The organism is Allocellulophaga tsushimaensis (assembly GCF_055383085.1).
This window is the reverse complement of the sequence record NZ_AP039451.1, coordinates 1,118,116-1,133,772: the sequence shown is the minus strand read 5'-3', so window position 1 is coordinate 1,133,772 and position 15,657 is coordinate 1,118,116. Positions and strand designations below refer to the sequence as shown.

Sequence of the window (15,657 nt, the reverse complement as noted above, 5' to 3'; positions counted from 1 at the left end):
GTGCGTCATATTGACGAATGAAAAATACTGATGATAAAGATTAAATTATTTACTACTATAGCTTTGTTGCTTATTTTAAATTCTTGCAATGGACAAAAAAGCAAGAAGAAGATAAAACAATCTATAAACTCAGAAAAGAAATTAGAAGATAGTAAACCAAATACATACAATACTGAACACTCTTTGTTTTACTCGGATATTAATAATCAAATTAGTCAAGTTGTAAGAACAATTTTTCAAGATAGCAAAGGTGATATTTGGTTTGGAGGAGAAGGTGGTGCTTTTAGATTTTCTAATAACTCGCTTACTCATATTGATAGTATAAGAAGTAAATCAGGAAAAAAAGTTACAGTAAAAGATATTACGGAAGATAATGATGGGAAAATTTGGATTGGACATACGGATGGGGTTAGTAGTATTGACGGAGAAAAAGTAACAAATTATTACGAATCTGACGGATTAATAAGTGATGATGTATGGTCTATTGCTACTGATAAAAATGGCAGAATTTGGATTGGAACTATAGATGGTGTGTGTTTTTTTAACGGTCGAGACTTTACAAAATTTGTACTTCCCGAAGGTAAAGTAGATTCTACTTTAGGTATTTCAAGTACAACTATGGTGCATAGTATATTTGAAGATAGTAACGGCATACTATGGTTTAGTTCAAATGCCGGTCTGTTTTCATACTCAAATAATTCTCTTATAAATGTTTCTAAAAAAGCAGGAATCGAAACGAATTTTGTCAATGAAATTTTCGAAGATAAAAATGGTAAATTATGGGTTTCAACAAAAAATGGCCTCTATAATTTAATAGATAATAAGGGAACAAATATTACAAAAGGGAAAATTGAAACAGGAAAAGGAATAGGAAGTATTGCAGAAGATAAAAATGGTAATCTATGGTTTGTTTCTAACCAACATCATTTATATTCTTATGATAGAAATGAACTCACAGAATTTCAAAAATCAGACGACAATAAAGGCCCTGTGGTTTTTCAAATATTTAAAGACCAATCTAATAGACTTTGGTTTGTTGGGTTTGGTGGTGCTTTTAGATTAGAAAACGGTATATTTATTAATGTAACACAGAATGGACCTTGGTAAAATAAAATACGAATGCACAACAAGGCATATATTCAAGAAGTCGCAGTAATCTTCCTACTCGGTAGGCTGCGCCTCCTCCTGGAAGATATACCCAGAGCGTTGTGCTCCATTATAACCAACCATTACCAATGATAAAATTCTTTAAAAAAATTAGAAAAAATTTACTTTTAGAAGATAAAACGGGAAAGTACTTTAAGTATGCTCTAGGAGAGATTGTACTAGTAGTTATTGGGATTTTGATTGCTCTCGGCATTAATAACTTAAATGAAAACCGCAAAGCCAAAAACAATGAAAAAGCCTTAATTCAAAAATTACTAGACGAAAATAATATTAATTTACGAACGCTTGTTAAGGACAATGAATACAGAAAAGGATTAACTCAAGAATTAGAGAATTTTAATGACTTTCTCGCCGAAAAAAACATTGAAGACCATAAGCAAGAATTGACCATTTATATTTTTACAATATTACGATCTACTAGCTATACTTTTTCTGACACCAATTTAGCCAACTATCTTAATACATATAACGAAGAAGATTCTTATTTAAATCAAGAACTAATTACATTATCATCTTATATAAATGATTTAGAATTTATATCTACCAAAGCCACAAACTATAAAATTGATCATATTTTTACACTATTGGAAGATGATATTGATTTTGATTATGGTAAAATTTACAATTTTGAAAACCTCAAGTCATTAAAATTCAGAAACCGAATCTTACTAATGTCTAATATTGAACAGGAAGTAAATAAAACATTCTACCTTTCTTTAGAGCAAACCAAGAAAGTTGATTCGCTCTTCAAAAAATATTTAAACCAATAATGATTCCGGAATTACTAGTATTCAATTCATCGAATTGTTAAAGAATAATTTAATTAAACGATTATTTAGCATCTCTAAATAACTAGCCCATTTGGTTAGTAAAACATACAAAATAAAGATTATTCATATCTTACGGGTAATAATAAAATAAATACACTGGTGCGTTTATTTTATTGTTTCCAGTAATATAAAATGACCGAAGAACTAAAAAAATACGAATCGATAATTAAGAAAAAACACAGTTTCAATTGGACACCAAAATTCGAGGAAGAATTTAGAACTGATTTAAACAAAACTGTTTTCGTTCCAATTGTTATAAAAACATTTGAAAAATTAGAATGGGATTTGGTTTTTCAAGACGAACTCTCGGCAGAAGCAAAAAGAAAAGGAGATTGGAATAGTTGGACTGAAAAAATCTCTGTGACTTATGAATTTGGTAAAGTAAAAGTCAAAAGTGTATCGCTTGGAAATGAAATGTGGGATAATGGAAGAAATTCAAAAAGAGTTCGCCTATTTAAATACGCATTTCAGCAAACTGAAAAAGACTTTGACAAAAAAGCTTTAGTAGAATTAGAAAGTGAAGTGGAAAAAGCAAACAATTGGGATGATTACGAAATCCCAAAAAGTTTACCACAACCAAAAAAACAAAAAAAACCTCAATTATGGATTTCCATTGTTGGTGGAATAATAACAGCTCTCTTTCTTGGATTTGTTGTCGCTTTTCTATCAGTAAAAGGGATTTATATAATTGGTCTTTTTGAAGTTGGCGTGGCTATAGTTATGGGATTTGCTTTAAAACAGCTTATAAAAGTAAGTAATTACACTTTTTATGATCATTTACATTATCTACTGATTGGAATGATTTTAATAACATATATATCAAACCAATATTTCCAATATCAAATAATCTTAAACGAAAACAACTTTAGACCATTTAGTTTTTGGGAGTTTATGCAAGCAAGGTTTGAAGCTGGATTAACAATAAAATCTCTGAATACAGGTTGGATAGGTTTATTAGTAAATTGGGGTTTACAATTAGTAATCACTTATTTTGTTGGAATTTTAAGGCTTTCTTCGGCTCTAATATCTTATTCAATAGATAAAATACCAATGGAAGTTGTTGATTTTGCATATTATCATTTTGTAAAGGAAAAAACGGAGGACCAAGTAAGAGCTGAATTAGCAAAAATGGGTTGGAATAAATTGCAAGACCAAGATGAAGTATTTGAATCAATTGGAGCCTTACAAGGAGCAACTGAATTCAGACGAATGGAATAAAAACGTTGACAAAAATCTAAAAGATGGATAAAAAAGAACTTGAATTGTTATTTGGAACAATCTGTTTTGCCCTAGCTTTAATATTAGGATTCAGGGAATTAAAAATTTGGAATGTTCTAAAAAATGACGATTATATCAGAAAGTCTTTTAGTATTCAAAAAATTGGCGGTATTATGGGACTTTTTCTTGTCAGTATAGTAATCTTCTATCAGTATTTTTCATAATTATAATGAGTAAAAAATCAGCACAATCAATCGAACAACTAAAAATGATGTTTGGGATGAACCAACTGAATTTACAACTGATTTGATAAGAAAGTGTTATCAGTATAGAAAAATCAATTAATCCTTAATGAACTATCAAACATTCCAACCACATCCAAATTTAAAAGCTCTGGTAAGTTGTTATTGGACTTTGGAAGTTCCTGCCGAAAATAATTCGGAAAGACAGCGGATTATACCTGATGGTTGTATAGAAATGGCATTTATCCTTGGAGATGACATAAAGCGTTATACCTCGCAAGATGAATTTATACTGCAACCTCGTGCAATGGTCCTTGGACAAACAATTGAACCATTTTTTATTGAGCCGACAGGCTACGTAAATACTTTTGCAATTAGATTTTACCCTTATGGCTTTGCTAATTTTGTAACTACGCCCCTTAAAAATTTAGCAAATAAAGAAACACCAATAGCATTATTGTTCGGAGAGCATATTGCAAAAGAATTAGAACAAAAAATAATTCACGCCAGAGACAACACACAACGAATTGAAATCATAGAAAACTTTCTTTTAGAAAAATTGAATGATAAAACAACTATTGATCATATCGTAAAACAGACTGTTGATGTACTTTTATCATCAAATGGAACAGAATCCATAACTACAATTCTTAAAGAAAACGTGTCTAAAAGAAGGCAACTAGAAAGAAACTTTAAAAAGCAAATTGGGGTTAGCCCAAAACAATTAGGCAAAGTAATCCGACTTCAAACAGCATTAAAAATGTTACTTAACAAAAAGGCAGATAACCTGACCAACATTGCATACAAAAGTGAGTATTTTGACCAGGCCCATTTCATCAAAGACTTTAAGGAATTTACTGGAATCAACCCAAAAGAGTTTTTAGGTAATGAAAATATGGCTCTTTCTAGGCTTTTTTATAAATAACTAAAGTGTCGCATTTTTACAATTTTAGACTTAGTAAATAGTTCATATTTGTGCTTTGAATTTAAACAGTAAATATGAAAAAGACAATACTATTAAGTGCGGTTATACTTTCCTTTTGCATTTTAGCGTGTAAAGACCAGGACAAAGAGAAACCACAGCTTAATTCTAACAAAATGAAAAGTTTTATTTCAATTTTTGAAATTCCTGCAACAGATATTTCAAGAGCAGTCGATTTTTATCAGGAAATTTTAGACATTACCATTGAAAAAATAGAATTTCCAGAAATGCAAATGGGCATATTCCCATATAAAGGACAGATGGTTACAGGAGTTATTATGAAAGCAGAAGGGTACAAGCCCTCTACAAATGGAGTGACCATATATTTAAATGGTGGAGATGATCTTCAAATAATTCTTGATAAGGTTCAGAAAAAGGGAGGAAAAATAATTGTCCCTAAATCGTTTCACGCAGACGAAAGCGGATATTATGCAATATTCATTGACTCGGAAGGGAATAAAATTGGTCTACATTCCCCAAACTAAACGCCGTATTGCTACGCTATAACAAAAAGAAGCACCTGTACTATTTTTTTATAGTTCCCGCAATAGGCATGACCATCAATACGCTGAGTATAACAAGATTTTACTAAGGGTATTTTTGTACTTGTTATCTTTTGTCACTACATTAGATAGCTACTCGGAGTGTTATCTGAAATTATGAAAAACATAATAAAGTTATTTCTAGTTCTAAGCATTGGACAATTATTTGCGCAATCAAATGAAAAAATGGAATTTAAGCTAACTGATAGCTATAAGAAAGACTCAATACAACTTAAGAATATTATAGCGTTTTACAAATACGTTGATAAGCATACAGATTCGATTGATGCAGTTAGATTTAAAATAAAAATTACAAATTTGGGCAATCAACCTATCCCTAATTTTGATAATGTAATGGGGAGATCTAAATTTTTGGAGCTATTTATTAATGATAAAAATTCCTATGATATGAATATTCAAAATGGGCTGGGACCAAATAAGATGCAATATATTGGGAAGGGCGAATCTGATGTTTTTGAAACGGGTTGGATTTTAAGTGAAAATTCAGGTATTTATACATATAAAAAACCTATTAAATTGATGTGGAGCTATTTAGGAATTAATTCCCCAATAGTGATCGTAGATATTGAGAATAAGAAAATACTAGAAAATTAAAACAAATTTGAAATTAGATATAAGCAACAAGAAAATAGTGATCGTATTTATTTCGTTACTATTTAATATTTCTTGTGATAACATAAAATCTTCTGTGAAAGAGAAATATAACTGGAATTTAGAGGTAGTAAAACCTATTGACTATAATATTGAAATTAAGAAAATTGCGTACGTAGCCAGTGGAAAAGAAATTTACCGGCATACAACTTTAAATTCTTTTAGTGGCTGGTCTGGTGCATCATCAGGGAATGTTCTTCATTCTAAATCGCATAATGTATTGCCCGAAATAATACAGGTTTCATGGCACGAAGTTGAAACCAAAAATGATTTTGCAATTGAACTCGATTTCCCTAAAAAGAAAATCCTAGAGTATTGGAATGAGAATCATGAATTACTTAAGCAAAAATGGGGAAAAGAATACCCTAAAGGTCAATTATCGCTAAGTTTAGGAATTTCTCCTAAAGGTTTTGTTGTTTTATGGCTTTCTGGTTTGGATATAAATACAGCAACATTTGCCATAGAAATTGAAAAATATAATGTACTTGCCCAAGGAGTAGTTATAGATGAAAATGATACATTAACAAATCAGGATATAACTAGCCAACTGCGTTTCGGTTTACCTAAATATAATACGTTTGATGAAGCTAATATTGTAGCAATTAATATTTTATTTTATAATGGAGAATCAATTAGCTTAAATCAAAAACTTAAAAATAATAGTATTTTGGAAAAGGTCAATAATCATCGTGGGTGGGGTTTGGCAAAACAGATTAATGTGCATTGGTTTGATAAAAATGGTGTTGGATATGTTTCAAAATATGTTATTGATAAAAGCCATGCTTCAACAATAAAGAAATTAGAAAACTCCGATAAGTGTACTATTATTTATCTGCTTGATAAACAAAATAGTCCTGATGAGATATGGAATACAATTGAAAATAAATATATTATTCAATTAGTTGAAACTGAAAGAAAAGTGACAACTAAAAATTAGAATTTTTATAATTGACAAATAATATTTAGTTGATTTTAAGATACAAAGTGTTATCCAAATTTAGCCTAGTTACGTTTTTTTATTATTGTGATTTTTGAATCAGATTAAGAAGGTTGTTTTCTAATTTTTGGAAAATTTTGCTAGGAGTTTATTCTCTTCATTATTTTAATTCCTTGGAAGAAAAATTCTTAATAAGAAGTGTAAAAAGTAATAACGTAAATTCTGCTAAAGCAAAAGATAGTAATAGCTATAAAACTGCCCTATACTACATACGAGACAATACAACTATAACACCAGTATTTTTGTACGTGTTACATTTTGTTATTACATTAGGTAATTATAACAATAGGGTATATATTCAAGAAGTCACACCAATCTTCTACTAGGCAGGCTTCGCTTTCTGGAAGATATATATAACCAAAGCGTTATGCGTTATTACAATTATTAACACGAAAATTATAAAACAATGAAAATTTTAGTTCTAATTTCTCTAATACTAACTTTTGGATTAGGCAAGAATACATTAAATGATAATATGACAGATAATTGGAATACTTATAAAAAATATTTAGAAGATAAATTGCCCATTTATTATGAAAGATTAAATATACCTGCAACAGAAGCAGATATTACTGAACTCGAATCTATTATAAAATCGAAATTACCAAATGATTTTAAGACACTTTATAAATTAAATAATGGCGAAGATAAATCATGGTTTCATGGCGGTGTTTTATGTGGTATGCGGATGTTAACAATTTCTCAAATTAAAGATGAATTAAAAAATTTAAAGGAAATAGAAGATAAATATAAATTTAACTCAAGTTGGAATGGTAAAATTAGCCCAGAAGGAACTATAAAAGCTGGAGCTTATTATGAGAATTGGATTCCTATTTTTAGTGATAATAATGGTAATTTTATTGGTATGGATTTGACTCCAGAATCAAAAGGCGTTAATGGTCAAATAATAAATTTTGGATCTGACGAGGATAATCACTTTGTAATTTCAAATTCATTAACGGAATTCATTGGGTTAATAAATAAGCAATTTGAAAATGGAAATGCAGATAAAGCAATATTTGAAAATGATAATGGTGATAATATTATGTTTGGTTTAGTTCAACAAAGTAGTTTGATATATGATTTAAGAAAATTAAGAACAGCATACAATAAAAAATAAATGGCATAAAAACGTTACTTGTAAGCTAAAAAAACATCAATTAAGAACTTGGAAGAAGTTAGAAAATTTATTGAAAAGTATGAAAAAATTCCAGATGAGATACAATTTACAGGCTTTTTAAAATGATTATTGGGGCTTATGTTTGGTATTGGTTTTAAATCCGTATTGCCTGTGGTGATGCAGAATTTTAAAAAACTTATAGAAACGGAATAAATGGAATAAAATGATTGGACTAAGAATTATCTACATATTAAACATTATCGTAGCAGGGCAAATAGCAATTTCTGCACTTTATAACCCAAAAAATTCTGCTCTTACTACCTTTGGAAACGCTTATCCACCAACAGAGGTTATACGACTTGTTGGCTGTTTATGGTTAGCTATAGCGATTTTATCTGTTTTTGGACTTTGGAAACCAATTACATTTTCGCCTGTACTTTTGCTACAATTACTATACAAAGGAACTTGGTTATTTGTAGTTGCAATTCCAGCATTTTACAATAATATTCCTTTCCCAAAAGCTATGGCACTGTTTTTTGTTGTTTGGGTTTTAGTATTGCCTTTTCTCATTCCTTGGAAAACGTGGTTCAGTTAAACCTAAGAAAGATCAGATCAATGCATCCCAACTTTACTATAAGTATTTTTGTACTTGTTAGCTTTTGTGACTATTTTAGATAACTACACTCAACATGGTATATATTCAAGAAGTTGTAGCAATCTTTCTACTTGGCAGGTTGTGCCTCTAAGAAGGTATGTAGAGAGAGTTGTGCATAATCTTGAGAAACATTCGAACCAATGATAAAAATAGCAAACCTGACTGTTACAATTATTCTTGTATTATTAACGTACAATGGAATTGCCCAATCCCAAAGTGAAAACGTTGGGCAAAAAATCGATAGCTTATTTTCAGAATATCATTCTGAAACAGCAGGAGTTGCTATAGCTGTGGTAAGAGATGGAACAATTGTATTTGAAAAAGGTTACGGAATGGCCAATCTTGAATACGATATTCCGATAACACCGAAAACAGTTTTTCACATTGCATCGGTTTCCAAACAGTTTACCGCTTTTTCAATTTACCTTTTGGAAAAAGAAGGCAAGATTTCATTTGAAGACGATATTAGAAAATACATCCCGGAAGTTCCAAACTTCGGGAAACCAATAACTATAAAACATTTACTATATCATACAAGCGGACTAAAAGACCAATGGGCCTTATTGACTTTAGCTGGTTGGAGAATGGATGATGTAATCACAACCGAACAAATTTTAAAACTTATTAGTCAACAAAAAGAACTAAATTTTACAACCGGAACTAAATTTAAATATAGTAACACAGGTTATACTCTTTTGGCTGAAATAGTAAAAAAGGTTTCTGGACAGTCTTTTACTGAATTTACCGAAGCAAATATATTCCAACCACTTGGAATGACAAACACGCAATTTTATGACGACCACGAGAAAATAGTAAAGAATAGAGCCTATTCTTATGCTAAAGACAATGGAATTTTAAAGAAAAGAACTTTGAGTTATTCAAATGTTGGTGCAACAAGCCTATTTTCTACTGTAGAGGATTTAGCCAAATGGGCAATAAACTTTGAAAAACTGATTGTTGGAGATTCTAAACTAATTGGAAAATTTAATGAACTTGCAAAATTGGATGATGGAAAACCTGCAATTTTAACAGTTCTTAATGGAGAAACGATTTATCATGCAAAAGGACAATTTTTTAGAAATTACCGCGGTCTAGCTCTTTTCAACCACACTGGAGGAGACGCAGGGTACAGAACATATTTAGTTCGATTTCCCGAAAAGAGATTTTCCGTTATTACTTTGAGCAATGATGAATCTTTTAATGCATTGAAAGCTGGACTGGATATCTCCGAGTTTTATTTAAAAGACGATTTAAAACAGAAAAACAAAGTAAAACAACAAAATATCGAGGACAATCCGATTAAACTTTTCGACTCTAATTTAACCGATTTTGAGGGAGAATATTACAATGCTGAATTAAGAACAACATATCGGATAAAAATTAAAGATAATAAACTCAATATGTCTCATCGTAGATTAAGCGATATTGAATTAACACAAATTGAAAAAAACAAATTTTCAGGAACCAATACTTTCGGATTTGAAATGGAGTTTTTACGAAAAAGTCAAGATGTTATTGGATTTAAAGTCTCTAATTTTGGAGCTAAAAATGTTAAGTTTGGAAAGAAATACCGATGTATAATGAGATGTAAAAGCATATGGGTTCATACTAAATCGAAAGATCTGTGAATATTTATTTTAGCCAAGTACTAAACTAAAATAATAGTGCTTATTACTTGCTCTACGTTTATTATATTGAACTTTGTACCACATTAATAGGAGTAAATGAAAATAGGACATGTAAAGTTTATACGACCAAGAAATTCAAAACTAAATTCTTTAATAAAGGGTTATTATGTTCATTCTTCTTCAGATCCTAACTTTTATTCAAAAATTACCTTCTACCAAAATATTACTACTACGATAAGTATCTATAAAAACTCCATAACAAGTTCGCAAGAGAGACTTAGAATGCAAAATTATAGTAATAATAATAAATTTACTTCTTTATTGGTAGGTCTAGTTGATAAATATCAAGAAGTAGAATTTCATGGACCGTTAGATCGGTTAGCAATTGTATTTTATCCTGGAGGAATTAATCATTTTATAAAGATTCCGCTCTCTAAACTTCTAAAAAAACACTATTCAAATTTTAATTATTTTGATAATGCATTTGAAACATTTTTACCTAAAGTATATGATGAACCTGTATTAGAAAACAAACGTGATTTATTAGATTCATTTTTTTTGAACCATTTTTTTTTATTTAATGAACCTAAACTTTTAGAAGCTATTCACATATTGACTACCACAAATGAATTAATTAAAGTAGAAGAGTTAGCAAAAACAATTAAATTGAGTCGAAGAACATTACTCAGAAAATTCAAAAATCACTTAGGTTATACTATCGAAGAATATATGTCTGTAATAAAATTCAGAAAAGCGTTATTTAATTTTCAGGAAAAAAAATCTTCAAAAGAACTTATTAAAATTGCACTTGAAAGTAATTATTATGATCAAGCAGATTTCAATCATCATCTAAAAAATAGAAGTGGTTTAACGCCTAAAGAATTATTTAATCAATTAAATATTGTAGACGATACTCTTTTCTGGAAATTATAGAACATTTAATTTGTGTCTCAATAATACAATTTTAAAAGCTGATGGTTCTGTAGTTTTGAATTATGAAAAAAATTATACTGCCTCTGGTTTTATTGCTAGTTTTATCTTGTAATAAAAGATCTAAAACTTCTAATCGTGATACCTCTATTTTATCGCAACCTATTCTTATCGAAGATGATGATTGGAAATTTGAAGGTACTGAAAATTTAATTCTAGTTCCAGAAAACAGAAATAACCCAAAAAGCAGAGAAATAGCGATCCATTTTTTCAGATTCCCTGCAAAAGAAAAAAGTAAGCTACCTCCAGTTGTTTTTTTAGGAGCTGGCCCTGGAGAACCTTATTCAACCGATGTTTTTTTTAAAGGTAAGAGAGCGAAAGCATGGCGATTTGAGTTAAATTTTGTCAATCAGAAAAGGGATGTTATTTTAATTAATCAAAGAGGTAATCCTAAATCTCCGGGACTTTCTATTTCAAACTTCAGATATAAATGGAGTAATGGCGGTACACTAGATCAACCTTTTGATTTGGGATTAATGAACAGAAATAGAAAAGAAGCTTATGCAGCATATTTAGCAATGTTCCAATCAAAAGGTATCGACCCAAAAGGGTATGATGTTATTCATTTCGTAGATGATATTGAAGCTATTAGACAGAAATTGAATTATGAAAAAATAGCCTTAATAGGTAATAGTTTTGCAACACAATGGGCTCTTGGATATATACAACGATACCCAGACAATGTGGATAGAGCTCTTTTTTCTGGTATAGAACCACTTGACAATAATTATGATGACCCCGAAGGTATATGGAAAGTTTTAGAAAAAATTGATGCATATGCACAAACCGATGCAACTATTTCACAAGATTTACCTGAAGGAGGCCTATTAAAAGCTTTTAAAAAAATTATAACTAGACTTGAAAAACATCCAGAAAAAGTATCTTTAAAAAATAAAGAAAATAGCGAAGAAGACATAATAGTTGTGGGTGCGGATGATCTTAGGTATGCTATTATGAATCCATATTCAGGAAGTTATCGTGGTGATATTGAATCTTGGCCTAAATATATTACCGAAATGTATCGTGGAGATTTTAGATTCTTGGCAATGCTTTCTAAAGGAAGGATTTATAACTCCTCTTCCATTATGATAAATCCATTATTTAATAATAGTATAGGTATTTCTAAGGAAAGGGAGCAGATTATTAATAGTAGACCCGCTAAAAAATGGCTAGGAGATATTAATGCACATTATACATCTACTAGAGACATTTGTCCAGCTCCAAAAGTGAACGGTGAATTTCGTCAGCATGTAAAACATGATATCCCAATTTTATTAATTCAAGGCGACATGGATTTGCAAACTCCACATGAAAATGCTGAGTTTCTAATGAATTATTTAAAGAATGGACATTTAATTTCTGTAAAAAGAGGGTTTCACAATGCCAAAAGAGCACTTATTTTTCAAGACTCAATACTAATAAACAAAGTGTATAATTTTATGAATATTGATTTTGATCAAATTGATTTTTCTTTATTTAAGAAAACACTCCCTTCAACTTACGAATTACCAAAGTTTAATTTTTGGTCAATTGAGGGAGAATCTTTGTTCGAGAAATATAATAAATAAAATTACTGCTACATTATATAAAAAAATCACAATGCATTTTACAACATACTTTGTACACAAGCTGAAAAATTAATATGCTAGAAAGTTTATTATTCATATCTCTAATTTTGTTGGAGGAATATTCTTGCTGATTTCTCTGATTGTTATATTAATCGGACTTGAAAAAACGGGAGCTTGGAAAAAAAGTGGAATAGATGGAATGTTCGAATTTGATGTTAAACATGGAAGCGAATGGACAATCCCTTCTGATAGTGGAAATAAAACCGCTTTATCATTTGATTATCAAATTGATAAAGATAATTGGTAAAACACGAAACGAATAGTATTTGTAAAGGAGTAGGTTAGCAAAAGTCTGCGCAAAACAAAAGTAACCATTGCAAAACCTTAAGTTTTCGATAGGATATATTTCTTTACCTTCCATTCGGTAGCAACTAAAATACATTGATTTCTATCAATTGTTAACCACTGAAAATACACAAAGAATGCCAACGTACAATTTTGAGTACATCATACTGACTTCTCCAATAGCGTTTCACCAATAAAACACTAAAAAACAACGCTTTCCCTTTTTTACAACTTAAAAGGCGTATTTCACAACAATAATTAAGCGTAATTAAAATGTAAGAATATATTTACAATGATATAAGAAAAAATAATATAATTTGTAAATATGAAAATTACAGTAATAGGGTCTGGTTATGTTGGATTGGTTTCAGGAACGTGTTTTGCAGAAACCGGCATAGATGTAACATGTGTAGACATCGATAGAAAAAAAGTGAATATGCTGCTTAGAGGTGAAGTTCCTATTTACGAACCAGGACTTGATACAATTTTAGCTAGAAATTTAGAGAAAGGTAGAATTACCTTTACAACCAATCTCGCAAAAGGAATAGAAGGTAGCGATGTTATTTTTATTGCAGTTGGCACACCACCAGATGAGGACGGAAGTGCAGATTTAAAATACGTACTTGGTGTTGCTCGAGAAATTGGTCAATATTTAGAGAATTATAAAGTAATCGTTACAAAAAGTACAGTACCAGTAGGAACATCTTATAAAGTTAAGGCTATGATAGCCGAAAAACTAGCCAAACGTAACGTAAATATTCCTTTTGATGTAGCTTCTAACCCAGAATTTTTAAAAGAAGGGAGTGCCATAGAAGACTTTTTAAAACCAGACCGAATAGTTATCGGAACGGAATCTAAAAGAGCAGAGAATACATTAAAGAAACTTTATAAGCCATTTTTGATGAACGGACATCCCATATTATTTATGGATATTTTTTCTTCGGAAATGACAAAGTATGCTGCAAACTCCATGCTGGCTACAAAAATTAGTTTTATGAACGATATCGCCAACCTTTGTGAATTGGTTGGGGCAAATGTAGATCTCGTAAGAAAAGGAATTGGTTCTGATACAAGAATTGGGGATAAATTTATTAATCCTGGCACGGGGTACGGAGGAAGTTGTTTTCCAAAAGATGTGCAAGCACTAGTGCGTACCGCAGATGAATATGGGCACTCTTTAGAGGTACTAAAAGCAGTAGAAAGCGTTAATTACAAACAAAAATCAAAACTAATAGAAAAAGTAACTGCTCATTTTGGTAAGAACCTAAAAGGGAAACAATTTGGTATTTGGGGACTTTCTTTTAAACCCAAAACAGATGATATGCGAGAGGCACCTTCTTTAGTCATCATAGAACAATTGTTAGCAATGGGCGCCGAGGTTCGTGTTTATGATCCAGTGGCAATGAAAGAGGCAAAGCATACCTTAAAAAACTCTGTAATATATGCCAAAGACGAGTATGATGCTTGTATTGAAGTAGATGCGCTTTTATTGATAACGGAGTGGTCAGAATTTAGAATGCCAGACTTCAGGATTTTGGAAAAAATAATGAACCATAAACTAATTTTTGATGGCAGAAATATGTATGATCCTGAAGAAATGAAAGATATGGGATATACCTATTACAGCATTGGAAGAAAAACCATAAATGCTCCTAAAACAGAAAAAAATAAAAAAATAATTGTGTAAGACAAGCACGTAAAATAATAATTAAATGAAACGAATATTAGTGACTGGTGGAGCAGGATTTGTTGGATCGCATTTATGCGAACGATTATTAAATGAAGGGAACGAAGTTATCTGTTTAGATAACTATTTTACAGGAAGAAAAAGTAAAATAGTACACTTAATGGGCAATCCCTATTTTGAAGTTGTACGTCACGATGTCACTATTCCATATTTTATAGAGGTTGACGAAATTTATAATTTGGCATGTCCCGCATCACCCGTACATTACCAACATAACCCTATAAAGACCATTAAAACATCCGTAATGGGCGCTATAAATATGTTGGGATTAGCAAAAAGAATAGACGCCAAAATTTTACAAGCATCTACCAGTGAAGTATACGGTGACCCAGAATTACATCCACAGCCAGAACACTATTGGGGACATGTAAACCCTATTGGTGTTCGTTCCTGTTATGATGAAGGGAAACGTTGTGCAGAATCCTTATTTGTAAACTATCACGAATCTAACCAAGTACAGGTAAAAATTATTAGAATATTTAATACCTACGGACCAAAAATGGAGCCAGACGATGGTCGTGTTGTTTCTAACTTTATCAACCAGGCATTGCAAGGTAAAGATATTACCATTTTTGGAGATGGAACCCAAACCAGAAGTTTTCAATATGTAAGCGATTTAGTAGAAGGAATGATCCGTATGATGGCTACAGGAGACGATTTTATTGGTCCTGTAAATATTGGTAATCCAGTAGAATTTACCATGCTAGAACTAGCGCAAAATGTAATTGAGCTTACAGAGAGTTCTTCTAAAATTATTCATATGCCTTTACCATCTGATGATCCAACACAACGGCAACCAGACATCCGTTTAGCAAAAGAAAAATTAAACGGTTGGGAGCCTAAGATAGACCTTAGAACTGGTTTAATAGATACCATCTCTTATTTTGATGAGCTACTAAAAACAGCATCGATCCAAAAACTGATGAATGTTTAGAGAATAACGTTTTTAAAACC

At 30.8% G+C, this 15,657-nt stretch carries 16 protein-coding genes; all 16 read left to right on the top strand.

Annotation, left to right across the window (positions count from 1 at the left end):
* Positions 1-30: 30 nt before the first annotated feature.
* Complete coding sequence (locus tag ACZ451_RS05010) at positions 31-1,107, top strand: ligand-binding sensor domain-containing protein (protein WP_464216007.1); 1,077 nt, start codon at positions 31-33, stop codon at positions 1,105-1,107.
* A gap of 128 nt (positions 1,108-1,235) precedes the next feature.
* Complete coding sequence (locus ACZ451_RS05005) at positions 1,236-1,937, top strand: hypothetical protein (RefSeq protein ID WP_464216006.1); 702 nt, start codon at positions 1,236-1,238, stop codon at positions 1,935-1,937.
* 192 nt (positions 1,938-2,129) lie between these two features.
* Positions 2,130-3,215: a hypothetical protein gene (locus ACZ451_RS05000; protein ID WP_464216005.1), complete on the top strand. Its 1,086-nt coding sequence runs from the start codon at positions 2,130-2,132 to the stop codon at positions 3,213-3,215.
* 23 nt (positions 3,216-3,238) lie between these two features.
* Positions 3,239-3,439, top strand: a complete 201-nt coding sequence (locus tag ACZ451_RS04995; RefSeq protein ID WP_464216004.1) for a hypothetical protein — start codon at positions 3,239-3,241, stop codon at positions 3,437-3,439.
* Positions 3,440-3,566: 127 nt separating this feature from the next.
* Entirely contained in the window at positions 3,567-4,382 is an 816-nt protein-coding gene (locus ACZ451_RS04990; RefSeq protein WP_464216003.1) for an AraC family transcriptional regulator, read from the top strand.
* Between the two features lie 74 nt (positions 4,383-4,456).
* Positions 4,457-4,924, top strand: a complete 468-nt coding sequence (locus ACZ451_RS04985; RefSeq protein WP_464216002.1) for a VOC family protein — start codon at positions 4,457-4,459, stop codon at positions 4,922-4,924.
* A gap of 174 nt (positions 4,925-5,098) precedes the next feature.
* Positions 5,099-5,596, top strand: a complete 498-nt coding sequence (locus ACZ451_RS04980) for a hypothetical protein (protein ID WP_464216001.1) — start codon at positions 5,099-5,101, stop codon at positions 5,594-5,596.
* 7 nt (positions 5,597-5,603) lie between these two features.
* Complete coding sequence (locus ACZ451_RS04975; protein WP_464216000.1) at positions 5,604-6,590, top strand: DUF2931 family protein; 987 nt, start codon at positions 5,604-5,606, stop codon at positions 6,588-6,590.
* Between the two features lie 466 nt (positions 6,591-7,056).
* Positions 7,057-7,770, top strand: coding sequence for an SMI1/KNR4 family protein (locus tag ACZ451_RS04970; protein ID WP_464215999.1), 714 nt, complete (start codon positions 7,057-7,059; stop codon positions 7,768-7,770).
* 223 nt (positions 7,771-7,993) lie between these two features.
* Entirely contained in the window at positions 7,994-8,365 is a 372-nt protein-coding gene (locus ACZ451_RS04965; protein ID WP_464215998.1) for a hypothetical protein, read from the top strand.
* A 200-nt stretch (positions 8,366-8,565) separates the two neighbouring features.
* Complete coding sequence (locus ACZ451_RS04960; protein WP_464215997.1) at positions 8,566-10,053, top strand: serine hydrolase domain-containing protein; 1,488 nt, start codon at positions 8,566-8,568, stop codon at positions 10,051-10,053.
* Between the two features lie 96 nt (positions 10,054-10,149).
* Positions 10,150-10,986 (top strand): helix-turn-helix domain-containing protein, encoded by an 837-nt coding sequence (locus ACZ451_RS04955; protein ID WP_464215996.1) that lies wholly within the window; start codon positions 10,150-10,152, stop codon positions 10,984-10,986.
* A 62-nt stretch (positions 10,987-11,048) separates the two neighbouring features.
* Positions 11,049-12,611 (top strand): alpha/beta fold hydrolase, encoded by a 1,563-nt coding sequence (locus ACZ451_RS04950; protein ID WP_464215995.1) that lies wholly within the window; start codon positions 11,049-11,051, stop codon positions 12,609-12,611.
* A 124-nt stretch (positions 12,612-12,735) separates the two neighbouring features.
* Positions 12,736-12,918: a hypothetical protein gene (locus tag ACZ451_RS04945; RefSeq protein ID WP_464215994.1), complete on the top strand. Its 183-nt coding sequence runs from the start codon at positions 12,736-12,738 to the stop codon at positions 12,916-12,918.
* A gap of 363 nt (positions 12,919-13,281) precedes the next feature.
* Positions 13,282-14,643, top strand: a complete 1,362-nt coding sequence (locus ACZ451_RS04940) for a UDP-glucose dehydrogenase family protein (protein ID WP_464215993.1) — start codon at positions 13,282-13,284, stop codon at positions 14,641-14,643.
* A gap of 25 nt (positions 14,644-14,668) precedes the next feature.
* Positions 14,669-15,637 (top strand): UDP-glucuronic acid decarboxylase family protein, encoded by a 969-nt coding sequence (locus ACZ451_RS04935; protein ID WP_464215992.1) that lies wholly within the window; start codon positions 14,669-14,671, stop codon positions 15,635-15,637.
* Positions 15,638-15,657 lie beyond the last annotated feature (20 nt).